General features: G+C 29.5%; 19 protein-coding genes, 1 tRNA gene, 6 pseudogenes and 1 CRISPR repeat array. Of the genes and pseudogenes, 10 read left to right on the forward strand and 16 right to left on the reverse strand.

Annotated elements, in window-relative coordinates; all coding sequences use genetic code 11:
- Positions 1-197 precede the first annotated feature (197 nt).
- Positions 198-2,906: a type II CRISPR RNA-guided endonuclease Cas9 gene (cas9, locus tag JJC03_RS17530; protein ID WP_258932502.1), complete on the forward strand. Its 2,709-nt coding sequence runs from the start codon at positions 198-200 to the stop codon at positions 2,904-2,906.
- A 106-nt stretch (positions 2,907-3,012) separates the two neighbouring features.
- Positions 3,013-4,151: direct repeats of the CRISPR family, unit length 36 nt; unit sequence GTTGTGGTTTGATTAAAGATTAGAAAACACGATATT.
- A 105-nt stretch (positions 4,152-4,256) separates the two neighbouring features.
- On the opposite strand, the gene cas2 is transcribed toward cas9, so the two are convergent.
- Genes cas2 through JJC03_RS17540 form a run of 3 tightly spaced genes read right to left on the reverse strand, consistent with a single transcriptional unit; the run spans position 4,257 to position 5,460 of the window.
- Entirely contained in the window at positions 4,257-4,586 is a 330-nt protein-coding gene (gene cas2 / locus JJC03_RS06740) for a CRISPR-associated endonuclease Cas2 (RefSeq protein ID WP_088397835.1), read from the reverse strand.
- The gene (gene cas1, locus JJC03_RS17535; RefSeq protein ID WP_258932505.1) at positions 4,577-5,050 is read right to left on the reverse strand and encodes a type II CRISPR-associated endonuclease Cas1; all 474 of its coding nucleotides are present in this window, start codon (positions 5,048-5,050) and stop codon (positions 4,577-4,579) included. Before cas1 ends, cas2 begins: the two co-directional genes overlap by 10 nt.
- Before the next feature lie 11 nt (positions 5,051-5,061).
- Positions 5,062-5,460: a CRISPR-associated endonuclease Cas1 gene (locus tag JJC03_RS17540; protein WP_258932507.1), complete on the reverse strand. Its 399-nt coding sequence runs from the start codon at positions 5,458-5,460 to the stop codon at positions 5,062-5,064.
- A 153-nt stretch (positions 5,461-5,613) separates the two neighbouring features.
- Between JJC03_RS17540 and JJC03_RS17545 the strand changes: the two genes are divergently transcribed.
- Together JJC03_RS17545 and JJC03_RS06750 are read left to right on the forward strand one after the other, a co-directional pair.
- A complete protein-coding gene (locus tag JJC03_RS17545; protein ID WP_258932594.1) occupies positions 5,614-5,691 on the forward strand; it encodes an NAD-dependent epimerase/dehydratase family protein in 78 nt (25 codons plus the stop codon).
- A gap of 5 nt (positions 5,692-5,696) precedes the next feature.
- On the forward strand, positions 5,697-6,605 hold the full coding sequence (locus JJC03_RS06750; protein WP_258932509.1) for an SDR family oxidoreductase: 909 nt from the start codon (positions 5,697-5,699) through the stop codon (positions 6,603-6,605).
- 2 nt (positions 6,606-6,607) lie between these two features.
- Here the strand turns inward: JJC03_RS06750 and JJC03_RS06755 are convergent, their stop codons facing one another.
- From JJC03_RS06755 to JJC03_RS06765, 3 genes and pseudogenes are all read right to left on the reverse strand, one after another.
- Positions 6,608-7,009: a DUF4296 domain-containing protein gene (locus JJC03_RS06755; RefSeq protein ID WP_235874209.1), complete on the reverse strand. Its 402-nt coding sequence runs from the start codon at positions 7,007-7,009 to the stop codon at positions 6,608-6,610.
- Between the two features lie 22 nt (positions 7,010-7,031).
- Complete coding sequence (locus JJC03_RS06760) at positions 7,032-8,369, reverse strand: dihydroorotase (protein ID WP_088397838.1); 1,338 nt, start codon at positions 8,367-8,369, stop codon at positions 7,032-7,034.
- Between the two features lie 14 nt (positions 8,370-8,383).
- Positions 8,384-9,108, reverse strand: a pseudogene (locus JJC03_RS06765) (polyprenol monophosphomannose synthase).
- Positions 9,109-9,210: 102 nt separating this feature from the next.
- Here JJC03_RS06765 and JJC03_RS06770 point away from each other — a divergent pair.
- The 3 genes and pseudogenes from JJC03_RS06770 to JJC03_RS06780 all read left to right on the forward strand — a co-directional run bounded on the left by JJC03_RS06770 (position 9,211) and on the right by JJC03_RS06780 (position 11,539).
- Positions 9,211-9,876 (forward strand): DUF4271 domain-containing protein, encoded by a 666-nt coding sequence (locus JJC03_RS06770; protein ID WP_088397840.1) that lies wholly within the window; start codon positions 9,211-9,213, stop codon positions 9,874-9,876.
- A gap of 32 nt (positions 9,877-9,908) precedes the next feature.
- Positions 9,909-10,657 (forward strand): annotated as a pseudogene (locus JJC03_RS06775) (uroporphyrinogen-III synthase).
- 128 nt (positions 10,658-10,785) lie between these two features.
- Positions 10,786-11,539 (forward strand): annotated as a pseudogene (locus tag JJC03_RS06780) (enoyl-CoA hydratase/isomerase family protein).
- Between the two features lie 122 nt (positions 11,540-11,661).
- Here the strand turns inward: JJC03_RS06780 and JJC03_RS06785 are convergent.
- The 5 genes and pseudogenes from JJC03_RS06785 to ahcY all read right to left on the reverse strand — a co-directional run bounded on the left by JJC03_RS06785 (position 11,662) and on the right by ahcY (position 16,260).
- The gene (locus tag JJC03_RS06785; RefSeq protein WP_309597767.1) at positions 11,662-13,323 is read right to left on the reverse strand and encodes a DUF4301 family protein; all 1,662 of its coding nucleotides are present in this window, start codon (positions 13,321-13,323) and stop codon (positions 11,662-11,664) included.
- A complete protein-coding gene (locus tag JJC03_RS18735) occupies positions 13,289-13,765 on the reverse strand; it encodes an AAA family ATPase (protein WP_309597768.1) in 477 nt (158 codons plus the stop codon). The genes JJC03_RS06785 and JJC03_RS18735 overlap by 35 nt, the downstream gene beginning before the upstream one ends.
- Positions 13,720-14,028 carry a nicotinamide mononucleotide transporter family protein gene (locus JJC03_RS19120; RefSeq protein ID WP_374226248.1) on the reverse strand — a complete coding sequence of 103 codons (309 nt, stop codon included), beginning with the start codon at positions 14,026-14,028 and terminating at the stop codon, positions 13,720-13,722. Before JJC03_RS19120 ends, JJC03_RS18735 begins: the two co-directional genes overlap by 46 nt.
- An 11-nt stretch (positions 14,029-14,039) precedes the next feature.
- Positions 14,040-14,351, reverse strand: a complete 312-nt coding sequence (gene pnuC / locus JJC03_RS19125; RefSeq protein ID WP_374226249.1) for a nicotinamide riboside transporter PnuC — start codon at positions 14,349-14,351, stop codon at positions 14,040-14,042.
- Positions 14,352-14,944: 593 nt separating this feature from the next.
- Positions 14,945-16,260: pseudogene (ahcY, locus tag JJC03_RS06795) on the reverse strand (adenosylhomocysteinase).
- A 249-nt stretch (positions 16,261-16,509) separates the two neighbouring features.
- Here ahcY and JJC03_RS06800 point away from each other — a divergent pair.
- From JJC03_RS06800 to JJC03_RS17555, 4 genes are all read left to right on the forward strand, one after another.
- Positions 16,510-17,160, forward strand: coding sequence for a 4'-phosphopantetheinyl transferase family protein (locus tag JJC03_RS06800; protein WP_088397846.1), 651 nt, complete (start codon positions 16,510-16,512; stop codon positions 17,158-17,160).
- A 90-nt stretch (positions 17,161-17,250) separates the two neighbouring features.
- Positions 17,251-17,967 carry a phosphoglycerol geranylgeranyltransferase gene (locus JJC03_RS06805; RefSeq protein WP_088397847.1) on the forward strand — a complete coding sequence of 239 codons (717 nt, stop codon included), beginning with the start codon at positions 17,251-17,253 and terminating at the stop codon, positions 17,965-17,967.
- Between the two features lie 1,027 nt (positions 17,968-18,994).
- Positions 18,995-19,798: a thiol-activated cytolysin family protein gene (locus JJC03_RS17550; RefSeq protein ID WP_258932513.1), complete on the forward strand. Its 804-nt coding sequence runs from the start codon at positions 18,995-18,997 to the stop codon at positions 19,796-19,798.
- Complete coding sequence (locus JJC03_RS17555; RefSeq protein WP_258932515.1) at positions 19,717-20,667, forward strand: thiol-activated cytolysin family protein; 951 nt, start codon at positions 19,717-19,719, stop codon at positions 20,665-20,667. The genes JJC03_RS17550 and JJC03_RS17555 overlap by 82 nt, the downstream gene beginning before the upstream one ends.
- Before the next feature lie 530 nt (positions 20,668-21,197).
- Here JJC03_RS17555 and JJC03_RS06815 read toward each other — a convergent pair.
- From JJC03_RS06815 to JJC03_RS06835, 5 genes and pseudogenes are all read right to left on the reverse strand, one after another.
- A tRNA-Ser gene (locus tag JJC03_RS06815) sits at positions 21,198-21,284 on the reverse strand.
- Positions 21,285-22,318, reverse strand: a pseudogene (locus JJC03_RS06820) (asparaginase).
- The gene (locus tag JJC03_RS06825) at positions 22,302-23,438 is read right to left on the reverse strand and encodes a 1-acyl-sn-glycerol-3-phosphate acyltransferase (RefSeq protein ID WP_088397851.1); all 1,137 of its coding nucleotides are present in this window, start codon (positions 23,436-23,438) and stop codon (positions 22,302-22,304) included. The pseudogene JJC03_RS06820 and the gene JJC03_RS06825 overlap by 17 nt, the downstream one beginning before the upstream one ends.
- A gap of 99 nt (positions 23,439-23,537) precedes the next feature.
- Positions 23,538-24,307 (reverse strand): annotated as a pseudogene (locus JJC03_RS06830) (TatD family hydrolase).
- A gap of 588 nt (positions 24,308-24,895) precedes the next feature.
- Positions 24,896-25,915, reverse strand: a complete 1,020-nt coding sequence (locus tag JJC03_RS06835) for a M16 family metallopeptidase (RefSeq protein WP_235874210.1) — start codon at positions 25,913-25,915, stop codon at positions 24,896-24,898.
- Between the last annotated feature and the right edge of the window lie 115 nt (positions 25,916-26,030).

The raw sequence follows: 26,030 nt of genomic DNA on the forward strand, positions 1-26,030 counted from the left end.
GGCATTTACTAGCCGTTTCAACCTCTGATAGTTATCTATATGATTTTGCCATAGATAAATTAAAATTAGACAGCAAAAATGCCAAAGCTTTTAGTAAAACAAAACTAAAAAAAGATTTTGCTAGTTTAAGCTTAGCAGCTATTACTAAAATCTTACCTTATTTAGAACAAGGATTGCTTTATTCACATGCGGTATTTATGGCTAATATTGAGAATATTGTAGATCAGGAAATCTGGAAAGACATAGAACAACGTAACTCTATTCAAACAAAAATAATCGAGTTAGTAGATGAATATACCTTAGAAAAAAACAGACTAGAAATCGTTAACGGATTATTGAAAGAATACAATAAAAAGGATGAACAAGGTAAAAAAGTATGTTATTCCCTTGAAGCTGAACCTAGTTTTGCAACCGATTTAAGAAAAAAATTGGTCCGTTTCTACAAAGCACATGAAATTGAAAATGAGGAACAACAAAACCAAATCTTCAAGGATTTATTTACTTTACTAATCGAACAATTAAAACAACAAAAATTCATCAAAATAGAACGATTAGATGAAAAAGTAGTAGCGTTTCTAAAAGGCGAAAATCAAGAAGGACAAATATTTTGTAGCCATCCTGAAAAATTAAAAAAATTGTACCACCCATCCGATATTGAAGTTTTTAAAAAGAAAATAATAAAAGATGAAAATGGTAATGATAAAATAGTTTTAGGAAGTCCTTTAACAAATTCTATAAAGAACCCTATGGCAATGCGTGCTTTACATCAATTACGCAAGGTATTAAATACTTTAATTATCAATGAGCAAATTGATGAAAATACTCGTATCCATATCGAAATGGCACGTGAATTAAACGACGCTAACAAACGAAAAGGCATTCAGGATTTTCAAAATGAAAATAAAAAATTTAAAGAGGAAGCTATAAAGGAAATTAAGAAATTATATTTTGAACAGTGTCATAAAGAGGTAAACCCTACAGAAGAAGATATTTTACGATACCAACTATGGTTAGAGCAAAACAAATGTGAAATATATGAGACAGGCAAAAATATAAGTATATGCGATATAATAGGTAGTAATCCTGCTTATGATATAGAACATACTATCCCTAGAAGTATATCGCAAGACAATTCTCAAATGAACAAAACACTTTGTAGTCAACGATTTAATAGGGAAATAAAAAAACAAAAAATGCCTATAGAATTAGCAAACTATAATGAAATTTTACCAAGAATTGCACATTGGAAAAAACAAGCAGATGAATTATCTAGGCAAATTGATGCTATTTCTAAATCTATCAAATCGGCCTCAACAAAAGAAGCAAAAGATAAAAGCATAAGAAGAAGACATTACCTTACTTTAAAACGAGATTATATTCAAGGAAAATATGATCGTTTTATTTGGGAAGAACCTAAAGTAGGCTTTAAAAATAGCCAAATCCCTGATACAGGCATTATAACGAAATATGCACAAGCCTATTTAAAGTCGTATTTTAAAAGAGTAGAAAGTGTAAAAGGAGGAGCAGTAGCCGAATTTAGGAAGCTTTGGGGTATTCAAGAAAGCTATAAAGATGAAAATGGATTAAAACAATACAAAGAAAAAGACAGAAGCAAACATACTCATCATACTATAGATGCCATAACTATTGCTTGCATGCCTAAAGACAAATACGATCTACTAGCACATGCTTGGCGACTGGAAGAAGAGCAAGATAAAAAAGCCGCAAAAGCCATTATTGAACAAGCCAAACCTTGGAAAACTTTTAAAGAAGATATTGCAAAAATTGAAGAAGAAATTTTAGTGTCTCATTATACCCCTGATAATGTAAAAAAACAAGCTAAAAAGATTCTTCGCATAAGAGGTAAAAAACAATATATAGCCGAGATTGAAAAAGATATAAACGGTAAACTAACCCCTAAAAAAGATGCAAATGGCAAACTTATTTATAAACTTGATGAAAAAGGCAATAAAATACCTCGACTACAACAAGGCGATACAATAAGAGGATCATTACATCAAGACAGTATTTATGGAGCAATCAAAAATCCATTAAATTCAGATGAAATTCGCTATGTAATTCGCAAAGATTTAGAAAGCTTAAAAACAAATGATATTGATAATATTGTCGATGAAATAGTAAAACAAAAAGTAAAAGAAGCAGTAGCAAACAAAGTGCTTTTATTGTCTTCAAATCCACAACAAAAAAACAAGTTTGCAGAAAATAAAAAAGTTTGGATGAATGAAGCAAAACAAGTTCCTATAAACAAAGTAAGAATTTATGCTAATTCAGTAAAAAATCCTTTAGAAATTAAAGAGCATAGTGCTGTATCAAAATCGAAACACGAACACAAACAGAAAGTTTATGGTCAAAACGATGAAAATTATGCTATGGCTATTTATGAACTTGATGGAAAAAGAGAATTTGAATTAATTAACAATTTTAATTTAGCAAAACTTATAAAACAAGGTCAAGGTTACTATCCATTACATAAAGAAAAAGAAATAAAAGGCAAAAAGATTTTAATTCCTATAGAAAAAAGAAATAATAAAGACGTGGTTTTAAAACGAGGTCAACATGTTGTTTTTTATGATAAAACTATTGAAAACCCTAAAGATATTTCTGAAATAATTGATTTTAAAGAAAGAATATACATAATCGAAGGTTTATCTATTCAAAGACAAATAGTTTCAGGAAAATTATATGAATTTGGAATAATTGTGCTTAGACATTTTAAAGAAGCGAGAAAAGCAGATGACATTAAAAAAGATAACTTTAAGCCTGATGGAATTTTTAAATTAGGAGAAAACAAACCAACAAGAAAAATGAATCACAATCAATTTATTGCTTTTGTAGAAGGAATTGATTTTAAAGTTTTACCTTCGGGAAAACTACAAAAAATTTAAAAACAATAACATTTGTTCTTTGACATAAAAATTAGAAATCGAGCTTGCGAGATTCAGAGGAGCTAAACACAATATTATAGATGCCATAAACAAGTCGTTAGTAGGCATTGTGGTTTGATTAAAGATTAGAAAACACGATATTGAAAAACACAGAATTTCAGCAGAGAGCAAGTTGTGGTTTGATTAAAGATTAGAAAACACGATATTAATTCCATCTTCTAAATCAATATCTTACTAAAATGGTTTACAAACACCTAGTTACTATTTGTTAGAGGTGTGTTTGTGAATCTCCCGTTGGTCGATTTGATTAAAGATTAGAAAACACGATATTAGTAAAGCTCGTAAAGAATTATTTTAATTAGTTGTGGTTTGATTAAAGATTAGAAAACACGATATTTGTACAGTCAAAATGAAACAATAACAATTAGTTGTGGTTTGATTAAAGATTAGAAAACACGATATTCTGCTATGGGGTTGACAAAGCCTAATAATGGTTGTGGTTTGATTAAAGATTAGAAAACACGATATTAATTCCATCTTCTAAATCAATATCTTACTAAAATGGTTTACAAACACCTAGTTACTATTTGTTAGAGGTGTGTTTGTGAATCTCCCGTTGGTCGATTTGATTAAAGATTAGAAAACACGATATTACTTTTAAACGATACGTTCAAATTAAAAGGGTTGTGGTTTGATTAAAGATTAGAAAACACGATATTAAAAAAGTTATTACAATACTGTGATAATGAGTTGTGGTTTGATTAAAGATTAGAAAACACGATATTAACGAAAAAATTACTGATCGAAGAATCCAGTTGTGGTTTGATTAAAGATTAGAAAACACGATATTTCTTCCTGTAATATCGTACCTTGAGTCAGAGTTGTGGTTTGATTAAAGATTAGAAAACACGATATTTTTTTCTATCCATTGTATGCCCAAACGTAGTTGTGGTTTGATTAAAGATTAGAAAACACGATATTAGTATAATTTCCATAAACTACTAAGTCTGTGTTGTGGTTTGATTAAAGATTAGAAAACACGATATTTTGGTGCAATATCCTTGATTCTCCATGTCCGTTGTGGTTTGATTAAAGATTAGAAAACACGATATTGGATTATACTACTACTAACGGAAAAGTGAAGTTGTGGTTTGATTAAAGATTAGAAAACACGATATTGGGTTATAAATTAAGTAAAGATATCGATTAGTTGTGGTTTGATTAAAGATTAGAAAACACGATATTAGTTGAGGTGTAATCTTCTGATATTAAAAGAATTAGTTTAAAATATCGTTTTAAAAAATGCTTCTTTTTGCTTTGATTAAGCAAGATTGAAGCATTTTTTTGTTTCTAAAATAATTCTAATTGAGAGGGTTGTGGTGCGGTAGGAACCTCTGTTTTGCCCCAAAAGTTTTGAATGTTACCAAATTGCTTATCCGTAATCCGTAAAATACTCACTTTGCCTAATGGAGGCAAAAGTTTATAAATGCGTTTTTCGTGTACGTCAGCACTTTCACTACTAGCGCAATGCCGTATGTATACTGAGTACTGCATCATATTAAATCCATCTTTAAGTAAATTGTTTCTAAATGAAGAAGCATTTTTGCGATCCTTCTGGGTATCCGTTGGTAAATCAAAAAAGACAAATAACCACATAATTCGATAACCATTTAGTTCCATAATTTAGGATATTTTATTTTCTTCCGCTCTCCAATAAAACAACCTTGTAGGGAATAGGCTGTTTTTTGTAATCCTACTATTAAAGGACTTTTCTCTTCTTTAAAATAAACCGTTCTGGTTAAAATTTGAAGAATTTCAGATTTAATTGCCGTCGTTAGTTCTTGATCAGGATAGTTTTGTATAATTTCAAAAACTTTTTCATCAACAATAGGCCTAAAAGGTTCCATAATATCATCTGCTAGCGCAAACGCATTGTATTTGCTTTTGTGATGAATGCCTAAAGTATTTAATAATCCGCTTCCAGAAAGCGCACGAGCTGTAGCGGCCCTTAAAATAGCATAACCATAGTTTAAGAAATGATTCGGATAATCACCAAAACGTTCTCGTTTAAAATCAAAATCAAAAAACGCTTTCCAATATTGGCTAGCTGCTACAGCCTCCATATTAGTGCTATCACCACTCATTACTTTGGATGCTAAAAATCCAAATGAATTTTTTTACCCGTTATTTTTTCAAGTAATAATCCTTGATGGGTTATTTTTTCAATAATCGTTTGTTGCCATAATTGTTTTTTTAATGGGATACTAGCCTCTATTTGTGCTTTAAAAATCTCTTGCTGGATATGATGACTGTTTAAATTTAAAAAAAGACCGTTAGGTAAATGATTTTTATGACAAACAATAACCGCAGAGTTGTTCTCAATTAATAAATTTAGAGCAGGAATGCTTAGGTAAATTTCTGGGTGATCTACTACTATACAGCCAATATCTTCTATAGGAATAGTACTTTCACGTTCCGCTGTTTTAATGTGTAACTGATTGTTTTTTGTTAACACAGTACATTTGTTTTCGATTAAAATAGATCTTTTTAACATAGTTTTTTAATTTGTTTAAATAAAAATACTAAAGTCTGTTTGGGAAGAAAAATCAAATCGTTTAAGTGCTTTTTTTACCTTATTACGGACATTTGAATATTTTATTCTAAAGAAAATAAAGGAATCCTTAACAATCTTTTTTATATTTGAATCATGATTTTAGTTACAGGTGCAACAGGATTAGTAGGTTCACATTTAATTTTAAACCTGATGAACTCAGGGAAAAAGTAAAAGCCTTGTTTCGTACAGAAAAAAACAAGGAACGAGTTAAAAAAGTATTTGAATATCATAACAAAAAATCTCAGTTTGATCAAATAGATTGGGTCTTAGGCGATGTATTAGATCTTCCTGCTTTAGAAAAAGCTTTTCAAAACGTAACTCAAGTTTATCATTGCGCTGCTTTAGTTTCTTTTGACCCAAAACAAGAAGAAAATTTGAGAAGAATAAATGTTGAAGGCACGGCTAATATAGTTAACCTTAGTATTGATTTTGCAGTACAAAAACTATGTTATGTAAGTTCTATTGCAGCATTAGGTGATTTAAAAGAATATGAAAGAGTAATAACAGAAAAAACAGAGTGGAACCCAGAATTGTCACATAGTGATTATGCTATTTCTAAATATGGGGCAGAAATAGAGGTATGGCGTGCTTATCAAGAAGGATTGCCTGTAGTTGTCATAAATCCAGGGGTTATTTTAGGTCCTTTTTTTTGGAGAGAAGGAAGTGGAGATATTTATACTAAAGTAGCTTCTCAAATTCCTTTTTATACGAAAGGAGGTACTGGTTTTGTATCAGTAAACGATGTAGTTCATATCATGATGAAACTAATGGAAAGCACTATTGTAGGAGAACGTTTTATAGCGGTATCTGAAACTTTGTCGTACCAAGAAATAACAAACTTAATAGCGGATAGATTAAAGGTTAAAAAACCAACTATTTTAGTTGAAAAGAATGCTCTAAGATTAGCTTATATTTTTGATTGGATTTTAGGCGTATTTGGAAAAACGAGGGTTTTCTCTAAAGATTTAATTCGTACTTTGCAAACGACAGATTATTATGATCATTCTAAAACTAAAGAAACATTGGGTTTTGAGTTTACAAGAATTCAGGATTACTTAAAACATAATTCATCTTGTTTTAAATGATTTTAATTAAGAGAATTATGTTTTTTAGCTTGAGGTCTTTTTAACTTTTCCTTTTTTAATTTTGCTTGATATAGTTTTTCTATTTTAAGCCTCTCCGTTTTTATTTTTCCTATAGCATTGTCATACATTTTTTTATAAGTAGGAATATCAGAAGAATAATACTTATTGCTATTTACTAGTTGTAAACTATCAATACGATACTTTTTATATACATATTTTAAAGGATCAATTTGATTTTTTGGAAGCAATTTGGCATCATGTCCTTTTATAGCTTGGATTAATGCCAAATCGTATATTATTTTTTCCATAGTTGCTTCATCTATTAAATTGTCAGGCTTTTTAATGGTAGAATTCTGACAAGAAATAAAAAAGATAATTAAGAAAAAGCAAGCTATTTTATTCATTTTATAAGTGTATTTTAGTTATCTATCGGTTAAATTCTAATCGTTTTCCTTTTTGAAGGTCTTTTACTTGATTGTTTTCATAAACTAAATGACCATTTACAAAAGTATGTGTTATTTTGGATTTAAAAGTGTAATTTTCAAAAGGAGACCAAGCACATTGGTATAAAATATTGTCTTTAGAAACAGTCCAAGGAGCATTTGTATTTACAATAGCTAAATCTGCGTAATATCCTTTTTTTATAAAACCACGACGGTCTATTTGAAATAATTTAGCAGGATTGTGTGCCATTTTTTGAACAATACGTTCTACTGAAATTTTTCCTTCGTGAAAAGCTTCAAACAGAGCAACCACAGCATGTTGTACAAGAGGACCACCAGAAGGAGCACTTGTGTAAGAGTTTTGTTTTTCTTCTGCAGTGTGAGGAGCATGATCTGTAGCAATTACATCAATGCGGTCATCAAGTAAGGCTTTCCATAATGCGTCTTTATCTGCTGCTGTTTTTACGGCAGGATTCCATTTAATAAGAGTCCCTTTTTCAGCGTAATCTTTATTAGTAAACCATAAATGATGAACACAAACTTCTGCAGTTATTTTTTTCTCTTCTAAAGGAATAGAATTGTCAAAAAGTTCCATTTCTCTTGCAGTAGAAAGATGGAATATGTGTAAACGAGCACCTGTTTTTTTAGCTAACTCAATGGCTTTTGAAGAAGAAATATAACAAGCTTCTTCGCTTCTGATTAAATGATGACAGTCCATAGGGATGTTGTCACCATATTTTTCTTTATAAGTAGCCAAGTTGTTTTGGATAGTTGTTTCATCTTCACAATGAACACAAATGATCATGTTCGTATTACTAAATATTTTTTCAAGTACTTCTTCACGATCCACTAGCATATTACCAGTAGAAGAACCTAAGAAAATTTTGATAGCAGCTACATTACGTGGATTCGTTTTTAAAACTTCTTCTAGATTATCATTAGTAGCTCCCATCATAAAGGAGTAGTTAGCGTAAGAAGTTTGAGAAGCTATTACGTATTTTTGTTCTAATAATTCTTGTGTTACAGCATTAGGTACCGTATTAGGTTGTTCCATAAAGCTTGTTATACCGCCTGCTACTGCTGCTCTAGATTCAGAAGCTATAGTGCCTTTGTGGGTTAATCCAGGTTCTCTAAAATGAACTTGATCATCTATAGCACCAGGAATTAAATAATTGTTTTGGGCATCAATAACTTGAAAGTGTTCTTGAGGAATAATGTTTTCAGCAATGTCTATAATAAACTCGTTTTCAATTAAAACATCTCCTTTAAAAATTTGACCTTCATTTACTATTTGAGCGTTTTTAATTAAAATAGTGTTCATTGTGTATTGTTTTTTTATAGTAGATTAAACATTTTTCGTAGTCGTAACATGATAACGCCAAAAATAGCTTCACGTATAATAGCACCACTCATTTTAGATTCGCCTTTAGTACGATCAGTAAAAATAATAGGTACTTCTATGATTTTAAAATGATTGGCAAAAGTTCTGTATTTCATTTCTATTTGAAACGCATAACCTGTAAATTTTAATTTGTCCAGATTTATTTTTTCTAAAACTTGACGTTGATAGCATATAAAACCAGCAGTGGCATCTTGAATCTGCATACCAGTAATCATTCGAACATAAACAGAAGCAAAATAAGAAAGTAAAACACGATTTAAAGGCCAGTTTACAACATTTACACCCGTAATGTATCGAGAACCAATAGACATGCCCGCATTTTGTGACTTGCAGGCTTCATAAAGTTTTTCAAGGTCGTTAGGATTGTGAGAAAAGTCAGCATCCATTTCAAAAATATAATCATAATGATGCTGGATAGCCCATTTAAAACCATGTACATAAGCAGTTCCTAATCCTGCTTTTCCTTTTCTTTTTCAAGATGTAATGCTTCAGGATATTCTTTTTGTAACTTAATTACATGATCAGCAGTACCGTCTGGAGAGTTATCGTCTACGATTAGTACATCAAATTTTTTTGGTAGAGCAAAAACAGCTCGAATAATGGCATCAATGTTTTCTATTTCGTTGTAAGTAGGGATGATAACGATGGAGTCCTGCATAAGTGTATTGAATTGTGCTGCAAAAATAATCTTTTTAAATTATGTGCGTCCTAAATTGTTTATAATTCGATAAAGGGAATGAAAATTTTGTAATTTTGTGCTATGAATGACTATGAGTTAATTCCTCGAATTGTAGAGAATAAAAATTGGATTACTATAGTTTTTATTGTAGCTATAGGGGTTGTAACGATTACTAAGGCGGTTTTTGAAAAACGCTTTACTGATTTTGTTAGGTTATTATTTAATAATAAGTATATAAAAATATATAAGGATCCGAGTAACTTAATGACTTGGTTCACGATTTTATTGTTTTTTGTACAATTAATTTCGTTTTCCTTCTTTATTCAGTTAGTGCTGTCTTATTATGGATATACAACCAAGACTAATTGGATAAGTTTTATTCAGATTGTTACTTTTTTGACGTTTTTCGTTTTGTCAAAATATTTAATAGAAAAAATTATTGCTACTTCATTTGATACAGAGCTTTTTATTGAACAGTTTAATCTCTTTAAAGTAAGTTATAGAACCTATTTAGGTATGTTGTTGCTACCTGTTGATATGGTGTTATATTATACTAATTTAATGAATCAGTATGTTATTCTCGGAGTTTTGGCTATAATTTTAATAATAAATGCAGTAACTTATCTTGTGTCATTGCGAAATTATCAAAATTTACTTTTAAGGAAGTTGTTTTATTTTATTTTGTATATTTGCGCCCTGGAAATTGCACCGTATTTTTTTATGTATTATTACATTGTAAATAGGTAAAGCATAATTGTACAAAACAACATTTTTTGACTATGAAAGTGAAAACGATTTTAGTATCGCAACCTGAGCCAAAAGTTGAGAACTCGCCTTATTTTGATTTACAAAATAAGCATAAAATAAAAGTTGATTTTAGACCCTTTATTCATGTAGAAGGAGTGCCTGCTAAGGAGGTTCGCGCTCAAAAAATTGATTTGAATAATTATACAGCGATTATCTTGACTAGTAAGAATTCTGTTGACCATTTTTTTAGAGTAGCAGAAGAGATGCGTTATAAGGTTCCTGAAGATTTACGTTATTTTTGCCAGTCTGAAGCAGTAGCTTATTATCTGCAGAAGTATGTAGTTTATAGAAAAAGAAAAATTTATGTAGGACAAAAAGATTTTGCCGATATGTCTTCTTTTTTAAGAAATACAAAGATGAAAAATTTTTGTTACCTGCATCTGATAAATTAAATGCAGATGTACCTCAGACTTTAAATAATTTAAAATTAGATTGGACTCCAGGTACTTTTTATAGAACTGTAATGAGTGATTTATCAGACTTAAAAGATGTATATTATGATGTATTAGCATTTTTTAGTCCAACAGGTATTCAGTCATTGTTTAAAAATTTTCCTGATTTTAAACAAAATGATACACGTATTGCAGTATTTGGGAGTACAACTCAAAAGGAAGCTATTGATCACGGTTTGCGTATAGATATTATGGCACCAGCTCCAGGAGTACCCTCTATGACTATGGCTCTTGAAAAATATGTAGCTGAGGTAAACAAAGGAAAATAATTTTATAAATATTTTTTTAAATCCCGATTTTTTCGGGATTTTTTTTAAATTTAGCTTAAAAGCATTTTTAAAGCTTTATACTTATTTAGATAACGAAAATTGATTGATAATCTGCAAAATTTAAAATCATGAAAGGAACGATTAGTACTATTATAAAGAATAAAATTGCAACGATTACTTTTTCGCACCCTGCTAGTAATTCATTTCCAAGTGAACAATTAAAATCATTAACAGAAGAAATTAATGCGGTTGGTAAAAATGAAGATGTTGCAGTTGTTGTTTTACAAAGCCAAGGAATAGGGGCTTTTTGTGCAGGAGCCTCTTTTGATGAATTATTGGAAGTAAATGATCTAGAAACAGGAAAAGTTTTTTTTTAGTGGATTTGCTAATGTTATTAATGCCATGAGAAAATGTCAAAAAATAATAATAGGTAGAATTCAAGGAAAAGCAGTTGGTGGAGGAGTTGGCCTAGTATCAGCTTGTGATTATACTTTTGCTACTAATAATGCAGCTATAAAATTGTCTGAAATAGCTATAGGAATAGGACCTTTTGTAATAGAACCCGCTGTTTCAAGAAAAATAGGTAAATCAGCTATGGCAGAAATGACACTTTCACCTGCTGAATGGAAAAGCGCAGAATGGGCCGTGCAACATAAATTGTATTCTAAACTGTTTGAAAATTTAGAAACTATGGATCAAGAATTGGATAAATTCGTTATGCAATTAGCAAGTTATAATCCAGAAGCTTTATTAGAATTTAAGAGAGTTTTATGGGAAGGAACTGATCATTGGGATGAATTGTTATATGATCGTGCAGCTATTTCTGGGAAATTAGTTTTGTCTGATTTTACTAAAAATGCGTTGAACGCCTTCAAAAAATAAATGAAATAAAGGTTGTTGGTTAAAAAAAATAGAATAATTTATATTGTTAACCCCTTTATAAGACTAGATAAATATTAGATACCCAATAAACAAGGGTATCTAATATCTTTTTAAATCCCATATTAATGTTCCGGTTGATGTGCTGGTTTTAAAAGGTCATTAATGGTTTTAACAGGATTAAAAGTTTCAAGAGGAACTTCTACGAAAAGAGTAATCCAGTTTGCCATACTGCCATTCCATAATCCTGGTAATTCATATGATTTGTATTGAATTCCATCTTTATTTTTTTTGACTATAAAACCAGTGTTAGGATCCGTAAACTCTAATAAATTAAATTTATTGCCTTTGTAATCTTTTATAGAACAAACAATATCTACAGGGTTGAAGTGTGTGGCAGATTTAAAAATTGATTTTTGTTTTTCATTTTCTAAATCAACTTGGGCTGATTCAACGATTTGTAATGTTAAGTTTCCTTTGCTGTCTTTTACCCAAAAAGGACCTCCACCTGGTTCATTTTCATTTTTAACCATTCCGCAAACACGAATAGGTCTGTTTAGGAATTGTTTTAAAATCCGGATTTGACTTTCTTCTTTGTATTCGTCAAAATCTGTGTTGATAATTATAGAAAGTTTATCCTGAATAAATTTTTTAATTTCTTCTATTAAAAGATTATCATATTTGTTTTTATCAAGCTCTCTTAAATAACTATGGCTTTTATTGCTAATTTCTAATAAAATACCAGCTAAAGCCTTTTTGTATTCTGTTATGACTTCAGTGTGATTTTGGGATACATTATCTATGTTTTTTATAAAAATAATATCAGCATTTCTTTGATTTAAATTGTAGAGTAAAGCGCCATGTCCTCCTGGTCTGAAAATAAAACTTCCATTACTGTTTTTTAATATTTTATTATTTTTCATTAATGCAATAGAATCTGTAGAAGGGTCTTGATACGAAAAACTTGTATGTAGTTTTTCTTTTAATTCATTAGGTAACTGGTTAATTAAATCATTAAATAATTTCTCATGTTCAATTGAAATCGTAAAATGAATGTTTCCGTTAGTGCAAGATGCGTAATGATTAGATTCTCTAAAATGTTCTTCAATAGGTGTAATAATCTTCTCCTGATGTTTGTGAAAAGGTAATACAGCTTTTGGTTTGTTGAGGAAATTAAAGTCGGGATCTTCTAATATTGTTTTAATAAAATAGTACTTTTTCTTAGAGACAGATAATTTTTTGTATTGATTGTATTCATTAGTTAGTTTTGAAATGACCTGATCATGAAAAGGAAATTTTTCAATGCCTGCTATAAAGGTTTCTAAAGCCGTATTATTTGTACGGTTAATGTAGCCATTAATAGTTTCTTCTTCTGGGTTGAAATCAAGTATAAAATCATTTAAGAATTCAAACATTCTAGTGGCAGCTCCTGAAGAAGGAATAAATTTTTCTAAGGTTTTATCTGTTTTGCTAGAATCAAAATGTGTAATATAATCATTTAGCTCTTTTTGAGTTAATTTTATGATGCCATTGTTTATTGTAGCAGGAGCTTCTAGTCCAGTTTTGCTAATCCCTTTTTTTAAAGAATGTATTTGTTGAATGATTAAATCAATGTTTTTTTTTTGGTTATAAAGTTCTATGAATTCATAGTTTGTGAGTCCTGCGTTCAGTGCTTTTTCTAAGTCAGTTACAATTTTGACTGCTTTATTTAATCGTTCTTCTTTATTACCACTTATTTGGATGAAGGGTTTGTTATATTGTATTAAATTTTTTTTTGAATATTTCAAATGATAAATCTCGATATTCAGCGCTATCTCTTAAACCATCTGCTTCCCAAGGAATATCTTTATCTGTTAAAAAATATAAATCATAGTAATGTAGATTGGCAGCCTCTTCTAGTTCAGGTGAACATTGATTATAATAGATGTCAGAGTATACCTTGGTAACTAGAGCATTTGTATCACAAAATAGGAATTTATGTGCTTTTTTTAGTGCTTCATTTTCGATAGCAATTTGCCCAACAGCAATAGGTAATAGATCTTTTTCCTCACAAATTCGACCTTCTTTGTCTAAAATTTCCATTAAAAAATCTCTAGCATATTCTACTATCCAAGTAGTATTGAAATAGTTGGCTAAATCACGTGCTAACGTAGTTTTTCCAGTGCTTTCAGGTCCATAAGTGGTTATTCTGAGGATCTTAGTTTTTCTTTGTTTAAGATTTTCTTCCATTCTAAATAGGCCAATATAGCTAAAAATGTGAAAATAATATATTGGATGGCAAAGATATAAAGTTCTCGTGACCAAAGAATAGGAACTATGAGAAAATCTCCAAGAATCCATAGACTCCAACTTTCTATTTTTTTTAATGCCATGAACCACATAGCTGTGAAAAAAATGCAAGTGGTGAAAATATCAATCCAATTATTTTGGTGGATTTCAATTTTAAATAGCTTATAAATTCCAACACAAATAATACCTGTTAGTACAAACATTATAAACCCTATTAGTTTTTCTTTTTATTAGTTTGGGTAATTCGTAATGTAATTTCATTATTTGGTTTGACTTCAGCCCATTTGTACCAGCCATAAATACTCATGATTGTATAATAAATATTAATGCTCATGTCAGCCATATATTTAGCATTATACATAATGTAAACGGTTATAGTAGTAGCAATAATTCCTGTGGGAAATACTAAGTGACTTTCTTTTTTAGCAAACCATACGCTTAGGATTCCGAATATAAAAGCTATAGTTTCTAACCAAATTTGCCAATTTGGTACATTTTGATATTGTGTGAATATTTGGGTTAACATGTATTATACTATTCTAGTTGATAAATTCATCTAATGTTGTTTCAAAGATAAATAATATCATACTTATTAAGGTTTATGTTTGTAAAGATGTTGTTTTTCTGTTGGCAAGATGTTTTGATTTTTCAGTCTTAGTTAGGCTGATGACTTTTTAAGAAATAGTTGAAAATAAGGGGTTCTGAAAGTGAAAAATAAACCTGTTTTTTATGAATCTGACGTAAGAAGTAATCTTATAATCAACATTGTGTGGTTTCTTAGAAATAAGAGAATTGTCTGTGTTTCTTATTTAAAAATGAAGATGTGGCTTATGTGTGAAATATATAGTACTGTTAAAGTAAGTTTAATTTTAGTAAAGAGTGTATTTTTTGATAAGGAGGAGGGAAATAAAGGGCCTTTAGTGATGAATAAAAAAATAAGGCTATCTAAAATATCAATCTAACGTTTAATTTATCAGTTTAATTATAGAAAAATGATAAATATTAGTTTATATAATTCGTTTTGTTTTTCTTTTTTTAGGGATTCCTATTGATTGAGTAAAGCAAAGCGAATAAGATTGTAATTTTGAATAGCCTTATTTTTATAAGGAGGTAATATTGTTAGTAACGGTAATATTCAGGTTTAAAAGGACCTTTAACTTCTACACCAATATAAGCGGCTTGTTCTTCTGATAAGCTTTCTAATTCAACTCCTAATTTAGTTAGATGTAAAGCTGCTACTTTTTCATCTAAGTGTTTTGGTAACATGTAAACCTCATTTTTGTAAGCTGTAGAGTTTGTCCATAACTCAATTTGGGCTAATGTTTGATTAGAGAAAGAGTTACTCATTACAAAAGATGGATGACCTGTAGCGCAACCTAAATTTACTAAACGTCCTTCTGCAAGGATGATTATTTCTTTGCCATTTACATTGTAAATGTCTACTTGAGGTTTTACTTCTTTTTAGTTGAACCATGGTTAGCATTTAACCAAGCCATATCAATTTCATTGTCAAAGTGACCTATATTACAAACAATAGTTTTGTCTTTCATTGCTTCAAAATGACGACTTACTACGATGTCTTTATTTCCTGTTGTAGTGATTACGATATCTGCATTACCTATAACAGTATCTAAACGTTTTACTTCGTAACCATCCATTGCTGCTTGTAAAGCACAAATTGGATCAATTTCAGTAACGGTAACTATAGAGCCTGCTCCACGGAAAGAGGCAGCTGTACCTTTTCCAACATCACCATAACCACAAACTACCACTCTTTTACCTGCTAACATTACATCTGTTGCACGACGAACAGCATCTACTGCAGATTCTTTACAACCGTATTTATTATCAAATTTAGATTTAGTAACTGAGTCATTTACATTGATAGCAGGCATATATAAAGTGCCGTTTTTCATTCTTTCATATAAACGGTGAACTCCTGTTGTGGTTTCTTCAGATAAACCTTTAATCTCTTTAACTAATTCAGTGTATTTGTCAAATACCATGTTCGTTAAATCACCACCATCATCGAGGATCATATTAAGAGGTTTTCTTTCTTCACCAAAGAAAAGAGTTTGCTCAATACACCAGTCAAATTCTTCTGCATTCATGCCTTTCCAAGCGTATACTGGAATACCTGCAGCAGCAATAGCTGCAGCAGCGTGATCTTGTGTAGAGAAGATATTACAAGAAGACCAAGTTACTTCAGCACCTAAAGCTACTAAAGTTTCAATTAATACAGCAGTTTGAATAGTCATGTGTAAACAACCTGCAATACGAGCACCTTTTAAAGGTTGGCTTGGGCCATATTCTGCACGAATAGACATTAAACCAGGCATTTCAGCTTCTGCTAATTGAATTTCTTTTCTTCCCCATTCTGCTAAAGAAATGTCTTTAACTTTATAAGGTACATACGGAATTGTTGTAGTACTCATCTATTTAGTATATTTGTTTTAAATATTAGTTTTATAAATCGGGTACAAAATTACGGATTAGTTTTTGATTTGCCAACAGATTTATATAAATTAATAATTGTTTTTTTATTATAACTTATTGATTATGAGTGTTTTTTGTTTTTAAAAATGATTTTGTACTCTTTGTGGTTTTGTCAAAAGAAAAAATTAAACTTGTATTGTCTATTTTTACATGAACTCCTTACACTTTAGAAGTAAACCAGATTGAAGATGCCTTTTTACAAAAAAATAGATTTTTCTGAAAGAATTACAGTATATCTTTGGAAAATTACAGAAACTTATAATGAATTATTTGAAACCGTATCGCTAAAAGAAGAATCAATTATTCGATTGAAAAAAATGCGTTCTGAAAGTCATCAAAAAAGTTTTTTAGCTGTCAGAATGCTATTGCAACATTGTGGTTATACTGATTATGATTTGTATTATGATCAGAGAGGCAAGCCTATGCTTAATTTAGATAATAGTAAAATACCAGTAGAGATAAGTATTAGCCATTCTAGTTCTTTTTCAGCACTTGCATTAAGTAAAGAACCTGTTGGTATTGATTTAGAAAGGATAAAAGAAAAAGTACTTCGTATAGCACCGCGTTATATGAATATGAAGCATATTGAAAGTCTTCCAATAGAAAATCAAATACAAAAAGCTACAGTTATTTGGGGTATAAAGGAATCTATATTTAAAATTAAAAATGAGATAGGTATTAGTTTTCCGGATCATATTTTTGAAAAAACATTTAATTTAGATGATAAACAGTGTAAAGCAGAGCTTCATTTTAATAATAAAATAGAATATTTCAGTATTGATTTTTGTGTTGTGGAAGATTATATTTTGGTTTCTGCTTTTAGGGAACAAAAGAGCTAAATCAGAAAAATATTAAAGAAACTTCTTCCTTTTTATAAAATATTTGATTTTGATAAAAAGATTAAATTTACCTCGTTAAATTAATTTATCATGTCCATTACGATTTATGAGTCTATTTTTAACGCAAAAAAAATAAAACAAAAGTTATTAGCTATTTTAATTGATCCAGACAAGGTTGAGCTTGCTGCATTTCATTTATTAATTAAAAAAATTAATAAGTCTCCAGCGACCCATATTTTTATTGGAGGTAGTGTTGTTCAAAATTTTATTATAGATGAATTGATAATAGAATTAAGAAAAGAATGTAAACTACCTATATTAATTTTTCCTGGTCATCCTTCACAAATTTCGCATAAAGCAGATGGTATATTGTTTTTGAGTTTACTTTCAGGGCGTAATCCAGAATTTTTAATAGAACATCATATTAACGCAATAGATTTACTGGAAAAATCTAAATTAGAAATTATACCTACTGGTTATATTTTAATAAATGGAGGAAAACAAACAGCAGTAGAACGTGTGAGTAAAACAACGCCTATTGCACGGAATAATATTAATTTGGCATATAAAACAGCTAAAGCAGGAGAATATTTAGGGTGTAAACTCATTTATCTAGAGGCAGGGAGTGGTGCATTAGAAAAAGTACCAATAGAAATGATTCAGCAGATTTCTCAAAATTTAGCAATTCCTATTATTGTTGGGGGAGGAATTCGAACAAAAAAATCAATTCAAGAATCATATCAAGCGGGTGCAGATATGATAGTTATAGGTACTGCGTTTGAAAATGACCCAAATTTTTTTGATTGATTCAGCCTGGTTAACAGTGTTGTTTAAATCTTATTTATTACAATCGAAAACTCAATAGTTTTAAGTTGACTCTTCGTAATTTTTATTCAATCAATTCGTTGGGCTATATAGTAGATTTACTCATATTCCTATTTATGATAAAAGAAAATTTTAATACTTTTTTTCTGGCTCAAATTTTAAGTTCCACTTAATACTCCTAGTTTTTATTATTACTATCAATAAAACCATTTTGTAGATTATTATTTCAGTAAAATTTATATCCAAAAGGTATTATTTTATTATAAAACTTTTTATTACAGTTTTAAAAATGTGTTATATATCATTTGTTCAGTAGCATGTATTAGTATGGATAAAATGATTTGATAAATACATATGAATTGCATTTATAGATATTTACTTCTGTTTTTTTGTTGACTAAATTTTAATTAAGGTCAGAGTAGTCGGGTTTTTAAACTTTGAAAGTAATAATTATAGATTAAAACACTAATGCTATCATGATTAATTATTGAAAAAACACAATTATTCTTTTTGTTATACTTTATTTTGCTTTCAAATAATTTATAAATAATTTTTATTTAAAGTTATTTGTTTGGGTATAAAAAACAAAAAGCACTCAAATATAATTTATGTTAAAAAACATATAAAATTGTTATAAAAAAGTAGATTTATTAAAAAGTGTTATATTTGTATCATGGATAATATAGTGAAGAAAATTAAATTATTGCTATTTGATCAGATGCTAGTCTTTGGTTTATACGTCAGATAAAATTTTAAGTTTTCTAGATATTTTTCAGAAGATGAATTTAGAATAGGTAATATTTTTAGTTGATTTGAAAATAATTAATCTGAATTTCAATTTAAAACTAGAATATTACGATTGTTAATAAAGAAGTAATATAAAATAACTAACATTATATAAAGTAGATACTTTATTGGTTTAATTTTTTATAAAAACAATAAGAATGTAATTTTTATAACAAATAAAATAAGAAATATATAGGTGAAATAATTACAAATAAATAAATATATGAATTTTTTAAAACTAAACGCCAAATGGGCATTACTAGCCGTAATGCAATTGTCCGCTTTGAGTTGTAATAAAGAAGATGTTGCAACTAATGGATCAGATAAAGATGTAAAAGATCTTAAAAAGGAGAGTATTTACGATGGTCCTAAATCGGAATTACAAATTAGTAAAAGAGTCATTTCATCATCACCAGATCAAGCAGGATCTTCGAGTTGTAAGACAATTGAAGAAACTTACACTAAAACATTTGATAACTTTTCAAAATTAGGTGGTGGAACTCATTTATTGTGGCCAGGAAACATCGTTCAAGGGGGAACTATTGTTTCAGGTGACCTAGCGTCTATTCCTATTGATCCAAAGGGAAGAAATACTATTGAGGTGAAAGTAGATGCTTTTTCATCTAATGAATCAAAACCATCAAGTTTGGAGGTAGAAAATCCAACTGCAGGTAAAGTACAAGGTGCTTTAGAAAAAATATTAAACTCATATTATACATCAGGAACTAAGTTTCCTGCTAATTATGCTGTTGAAATTCAAAGAACATATGATAGTAAACAATTACAAGTAGCGTTAGGAGTAGGTTATACAGGTCCTTCTGTAGGTTTATCAGCTAGTTTAGGTTTAAACTTTAAAAAGAATAAGACATATTATGCTGTAACACTTAAACAGAAATTCTTTAACGTATCAGTATCTGCAAAACCAGGTCTTCAGGGAGATTTTGGTTGGATAAAAAGGATTATCCAAGAGCTGAATTTGATAAATACATCGGGACAAATAATCCAGCTGTTTATATATCATCTGTAACGTATGGTAGATTATATACTTTAGTTTATGAATCTGATGAAAGTTCTTTTGAAATGGAGCAAGCTTTAAATTTTGCATATAAAAGCCCAGCTGCTGCAATATCAGTTGATCAAAAGTTAAAATATTCTACTACATTACAAAATACAAAAGTATATGCAAAACAATTAGGAGGTAATGCAGCTGGTGGATTAGATGCAGCATTTGGAGCATTTGCAGGAAATTTTGAAAAAGTAAGAGATTTTGTGGTAAATGGAGCAGAGGTTTCTAAAGATAATCCAGGGTATCCAATAGAGTATACAGCAGTAAATATAGAATCTAACCTTGATGCAACTATTAATGTTAGTGGATCATCTAGTTATTCAGAATGTGAGGAATCTTTATATACAACAAAAACTCTTGAAGACGCTAAGAAAGAGGTAGATAAATTACATGAAGAATATGGTTATAATAGTTGTGCTAAGATTATTATATTTAATAACACAGATAGAGAAATTATATTAAAAGATTATACGCCTTGGTATGGTAGTGGTTTCTTAAACTTGCCGCCTAGCTCTATTCCTGCTGGAAAGTATGGATACGCATTAGCTGTTAATAAATATGGTTCTACATCTGGAACATATAACCAAATTTCATATTCATTTAATGATAAAACGGTAAGCTTTGGTACTTATGCACCTGTAGAAGCAGCTAAGACGAATAATGTTTTGGTTGATTTTAAAGGAATAACGGAACAAGAATTATACAATAATAGTGTGAGACCTTCTGTAGAAAAATTACAAGACAAAATTAGAATTAGAGGAAGTATTACTCCAAAAGCTGCACCGTATGTAAATTTTACGATTACAGGTAAGGGTAGTTACATAAACTAATATATCATCTTTAATATCTATAATTTAAATATAGAGAAAACCTGTGCAAAATCTGTGCAGGTTTTTTTATTTATAATGACAACACGTACACTAATCATAAGAGTAATAAATATAAATTAAATGTTTTATGTTCAGAACTAGTATGGAAGATTTATAGAGTAGAATAATTAATCTAAATAGAAAAATTAATTTTTAAGATTATGGTTGATAAATAAAAAAATGAGACAAAAAATCTTTTCTAACAAGGAAACCTCCTTTTTACCCTTTTTGTAAAAATAAAGGGTTATTTAGATTTTATGAATTATTATTTAATAAGTATTTTGTTAATTACTCTAGTAGGAATCAGTATTTTAGTTATTTAGAGATAGACTAGAAAAATAATTATATCGTAAAATATTATTTTTTCATGGTCATAATTTAAAAGGAGCAATAAAATCTGAACTTATACAAAAAGAGATGAAGGATTTTGTATGAATTTTAAAATAGATTAGTTAACGTTTTTGAGAATCAGATTTTTAATAGTTTTATTGCAGAGAGGAAGGGATTCGAACCCTCGATGCAGTTACCCACATACAAACTTTCCAGGCTTGCTCCTTCAACCACTCGGACACCTCTCTTTATTCCATTTCGCCTCTAATAGACGTTTCAAAGATAGTTTTAAAAATGGAAAATCCAATATTTTGTCCTAATAAAAACATTAATTTTGTTATAGCTGCTTCAGTAGTTATGTCTTTTCCTGAAATTACACCTATTTGTTTTAATTGCGAGCTTACTTCATAATGTCCCATGCTAACACTTCCCCCTGAGCATTGTGTTACATTTACAATTTGGATCCCTTTTTGTATAGCTTGTTCTAATAGATTGATGAACCAATCAAGAGTAGGGGCATTACCTGATCCATATGTTTCTAGTACAATGCCTTTTAAATGAGGGATTGATAAAATAGCATTAATGACAGATTCAGATATTCCAGGAAACATTTTTACGATGGCAACATGAGTGTCAAATTCAATATTTACTTGTAATTTTTTATTTACATTTTTTTTTAAAAGATATTCTTCATTTACTTTTAAATGTACGCCTGATTCTGCTAAAAAGGGAAATTGGGTGAAATAAAAGCATTAAAATGTTCGGCGCTTATTTTAGTTGTACGATTGCCTCTGTAGAGTTTATATTCAAAATATAGACAAACTTCAGAGATAACAGGTTTCCCTTTTTCATGTAAGGAGGCAATTTGAATAGCTGTTATTAAATTTTCTTTTGCATCTGTCCGTAAATCACCTATTGGTAACTGAGAACCAGTAAAAATTACAGGCTTTTCTAAGTTTTCTAGCATAAAGCTTAGAGCAGAAGCAGAATAGGACATGGTATCGGAGCCATGTAAAACTACAAAGCCTTCATATTGATCATAATGGGTTTCTATAATTTGTGCTATTTTTACCCATCCCTCTACATTCATATTAGAAGAATCTATAGGGTTTTCAAAAGAAATGGTGGCTATGGTGCAATCTAATAACTTTAACTCAGGTATGTTTTTTAGTAGTTTGTTAAAGTTAAATGCTTTTAGTGCACCCGTTTCAGTATCTTTGACCATACCAATAGTGCCTCCAGTATAGATGAGTAATATATTAGGCTTAGAGATTGTGCTCATATTTTAATTTATTCACTACAGGATTAGCGTACATAGCTAAAAAACTTTCCATCATTTTTTGATTTTTGCTATCAATTCGCATTTCTAAGCGTCTTTCAAAAAGTAATTTTTCCTGTAAGCTATATTTAGATTCAAAGCGATTGGATTTAAATAGTAAATCATAAGCAATGTAATTTGTAGGCCATAAATGATAAGATTGTAAAATAGAATTATCTATTGTTTTAACAACTTCTTGAATTTGTTTATTACTATTAGAATTTTCAGATTTAATACGATCTAATTCAGCATTCAGTATATCTCCTATATGTATGTGAATATGTTTTTTTTGACCAATGATTCCTCTTAAAATATTATTAAAATCTTCATTTGAGCTTTTTTGGTATGTTTCATTATTTGCTTCGGCCATTAGTTGTGGCATTTTTAAGGCATCAGTTGGATCATATTCATAAGAAATAGAAACAGGGATAATTTTAATTTCCTTGAAATAGTCTAATATATTTCTTTCGCCTGCTGCCATAGCTAGCATTTTTAAAACACCAGTTTGAGTAGCATCATGACCATCTTTAGTTCTTCCTTCACGTTGTGCTATCCAAACAGATCGATTTTCACGTAGTAGTAGCTGTTCTATATATTCAGACATTAATTGTGAACTCTGTAAAAGTTCTCTAGGAGGGAGTCCTCTTTGAACGATAAAGTTACGATTTAGTCTAGATAATGAACGTAGAAAATCTTTCTTAACTAGATTATCTCCTATTGCTGATGCCGTCATAACTAAACCATGATCAAATAAGGAAATATTTAGTAAAGAAGTATCAAGTATAATATCACGATGATTTGATATGAAAAGATAAGAAGTGTTTGGCTCTAATTTTTCAAATCCGGATGTGCTAAGTCCTTCGGAACTTTTCTTTACTACTTTTTGAATAGCTTGATATAAAAAGTTACATTGAAAATCACGAATCGAATGCGTACGTAACAATTGCTCTTTCCAAATGTTTTCTTCTACATCTGGAAAAGCAAAATTCATTATTTCTTTGATAATCGGATGATTTACCGCATTTCGTAATGCTTGATTTACTTCAGCATCATAGTACGGTCTTATTGTATCAAATTTTGGCATTTCAAGTTTAATTTTCTCTTACAAAAGAACAAAAAAAATAAGAATTACGAGTAATCAAAAAGTAATTTCAGTTTTAAATTTGAAAAGAAACTTTAAAATTTAAATTCTAAAAATCTGCTGTGCATTTTCTGTTGTTATTCTAGCAATTTCATTAATGGGTAATTCATAAAGTTCGGCTAGTTTTTGAGCTACTAAGGTTAGGTAAGCACTTTCATTTCTTTTTCCTCGATGAGGTGCAGGTGCTAAATAGGGCGAATCGGTTTCTAAAACAATATGGGAAAGATCGATTTGGTTGATGAATTGATCAATTTGTCCGTTTTTGAAAGTAACAACTCCTCCAATGCCTAGTTTTAATCCATAGCTAATAGCTTTAAGAGCCTGTTCATAAGTTCCTGTGAAACAATGAAAGATTCCATAAAGTCCTTCTCCCTTTTCTAATTCTAATACTTCAAATACTTCGTCAAAAGCATCACGACAATGGATGTTAATAGGTAATTTATATTTTTTTGCTAATTGTATTTGATGTCTAAATGCCTTTTTTGTATATATAAAGTAGACTGATCCCAATATAAATCAATTCCTATCTCTCCGATAGCATAAAATTTTCTTTTAACTAACTCTTCTTCTACTATAGCTAATTCTTGCTCATAATTTTCAGGTTTTACATAACAAGGGTGTAAGCCTATCATAAGGAAAATGTTGTTAGGATTTTCTTTTTCAAGTTCATACATTCTTGTTAAATAACTCGAATCAATAGCTGGAATAAAAAAACGACTAACACCAAGGTTAATTGCTCTTTTGATGCTTTCCGAACGATCTTCTGCAAATTGTGATGAATATAAATGGGTATGAGTGTCAGTAAGAATCATGGTTTTAATTTTTAATTAGGCAAAGTTACTTTTTCTATTATAAAATGAAAAATCATCATTTATGAATAGAAAAAAGAGAGCTTATTTATTTTGTAATATTTATATTATACATGAAAAAGAGATTATTAATTTTTTTAGCAAGTTTACTTATAGAAATTTAATATTTTGAACATTTAAATCATTTGTTCGTGAATAACATACTAAGAAGAGGTTATTTGAAATCCTTTCTAAAGTGTTTTATAAAATTTCATTAGAGGTTAGGTTCAGATAAGTTATAGAAAGAAAATGGAGAAAAAATATAAACTAAAATGCTGAAAACTAAGCCTCATGTAAATATAATATAGATGCCAGTATTAAACCATTTTTTAAAATATCTGATTTGTTATAATAATTTACTTCGTTGCTATTAATTATAATCTGTTTAACTATCTTTTTTATAGAAAAGATAAAGATTTAATATCTGTTTCTAATCAATTTTTTAGCTGGATTTCTGTGTTTGAAAAAAACTAATAAAATATAGAGTGGAAATATTTTTCATGATATAAAATTTTTGTTTTAATGAAATGAATACACAATCTACTAGCAAGATTATTCTTGTATAAGATTATAGTTATTGTCAAATTCCTTTACAATATACTTGGTGTTAAGTAGTTGTGATTTTATTTCATTTCCATTGCCAACAATAATAATTAAACAGTTATCAGCTAAGAAATATTTTTTAGCTACATATAAAATATCTTGGGCTTGTACATTATTTATTTGTTGGATATAGTTTTGATAAAAATTATCGGGAAGCTCCTGAATTTCCCGATTTAATGCGTAATGAGCAATAGATTCAGGTTTTTGAGATTGCATGATAAAATGACCAATATATTTAGATTTAACTAATGCTAATTCATGATCACTAACTAACTCTGTTCGGATTTTTTTAATTTCTTTTAGTATTTCTTCAATGCTAGTAGCTACTACTTCATTGCGTACTTGAGTAGATACTTTGAATTTTGCTATGGTTTTATTGGCTGATACAGAAGAATATGCTCCGTAAGTCCAGCCTTTATCTTCACGTAAATTAAGAAATAATCGACCATCGGCACCTCCTCCTAAAATTTGATTAGCCATAAGAACTGCGAAATAATCTGGGCTATTCATTGGTAAAACAATTGTATTTACAATACTGATTTCTGTTTGAACAGCATGAGTTAGGTTTACCCAATTGATTTCTGTTGTGTTTATAACTGGAGGATTTGGGATAGTTAGTTTTAAAACAGGTTTGTTAGTCCATTTAGAGAATTCTAAAATAACTTTTTCTTTTATAAGATCAAATTGTATATCGCCAATGATTACTAAATAAGCATTCTGGGGAGTGAAAAAATTGTTGTAGTGGTTTTGTATATCTGTTAAATTTACGTTTTTCAGTGTTTTTTCTGTGGTAAATTCACCTTTGGGATGTGTGATTCCAAATAATTGTGCATTTTCAATTTTAGTTAATGTATTTTGAACATTTTTTTCATTAGATCGTAAAGCTTCTATCATTTTTGAACGTTCCTTATCTAATTCTTCTTGAGTGAAATTAGGATGTAAAAGAGCTTCTGTAAAAAGTTCTATCATTCGACCAGCATATTTTGATAGGCCAATAGCTTTTCCGCCAGAAGAATGTAAATAGAGCTCAAAACCTAATAAATCAGTTTCTTCGTAAAAATCGTCTTTAGCTGTTTTGTTTGAG

The sequence above is a fragment of the Flavobacterium oreochromis genome, assembly GCF_019565455.1.
In the GTDB taxonomy this organism is placed as follows: domain Bacteria; phylum Bacteroidota; class Bacteroidia; order Flavobacteriales; family Flavobacteriaceae; genus Flavobacterium; species Flavobacterium oreochromis.

Excerpts from the sequence above, each read along its gene's own strand:
- JJC03_RS06770 (WP_088397840.1), top strand. The coding sequence starts at position 9,211 with ATGAATGACTATGAGTTAATTCCTCGAATTGTAGAGAATAAAAATTGG.
- cas1 (WP_258932505.1), bottom strand. The coding sequence starts at position 5,050 with ATGAGTGGTGATAGCACTAATATGGAGGCTGTAGCAGCTAGCCAATAT.
- JJC03_RS06835 (WP_235874210.1), bottom strand. The coding sequence starts at position 25,915 with ATGATAGAACTTTTTACAGAAGCTCTTTTACATCCTAATTTCACTCAA.
- JJC03_RS18735 (WP_309597768.1), bottom strand. The coding sequence starts at position 13,765 with ATGGAAGAAAATCTTAAACAAAGAAAAACTAAGATCCTCAGAATAACC.
- cas9 (WP_258932502.1), top strand. The coding sequence starts at position 198 with ATGGCTAATATTGAGAATATTGTAGATCAGGAAATCTGGAAAGACATA.
- JJC03_RS06755 (WP_235874209.1), bottom strand. The coding sequence starts at position 7,009 with ATGAATAAAATAGCTTGCTTTTTCTTAATTATCTTTTTTATTTCTTGT.
- JJC03_RS19120 (WP_374226248.1), bottom strand. The coding sequence starts at position 14,028 with ATGTTTGTACTAACAGGTATTATTTGTGTTGGAATTTATAAGCTATTT.
- JJC03_RS17550 (WP_258932513.1), top strand. The coding sequence starts at position 18,995 with ATGAATTTTTTAAAACTAAACGCCAAATGGGCATTACTAGCCGTAATG.
- JJC03_RS17545 (WP_258932594.1), top strand. The coding sequence starts at position 5,614 with ATGATTTTAGTTACAGGTGCAACAGGATTAGTAGGTTCACATTTAATT.
- JJC03_RS06805 (WP_088397847.1), top strand. The coding sequence starts at position 17,251 with ATGTCCATTACGATTTATGAGTCTATTTTTAACGCAAAAAAAATAAAA.
- JJC03_RS06800 (WP_088397846.1), top strand. The coding sequence starts at position 16,510 with ATGCCTTTTTACAAAAAAATAGATTTTTCTGAAAGAATTACAGTATAT.
- JJC03_RS06760 (WP_088397838.1), bottom strand. The coding sequence starts at position 8,369 with ATGAACACTATTTTAATTAAAAACGCTCAAATAGTAAATGAAGGTCAA.
- JJC03_RS06825 (WP_088397851.1), bottom strand. The coding sequence starts at position 23,438 with ATGCCAAAATTTGATACAATAAGACCGTACTATGATGCTGAAGTAAAT.
- JJC03_RS17540 (WP_258932507.1), bottom strand. The coding sequence starts at position 5,460 with ATGTTAAAAAGATCTATTTTAATCGAAAACAAATGTACTGTGTTAACA.
- cas2 (WP_088397835.1), bottom strand. The coding sequence starts at position 4,586 with ATGGAACTAAATGGTTATCGAATTATGTGGTTATTTGTCTTTTTTGAT.
- pnuC (WP_374226249.1), bottom strand. The coding sequence starts at position 14,351 with ATGTTAACCCAAATATTCACACAATATCAAAATGTACCAAATTGGCAA.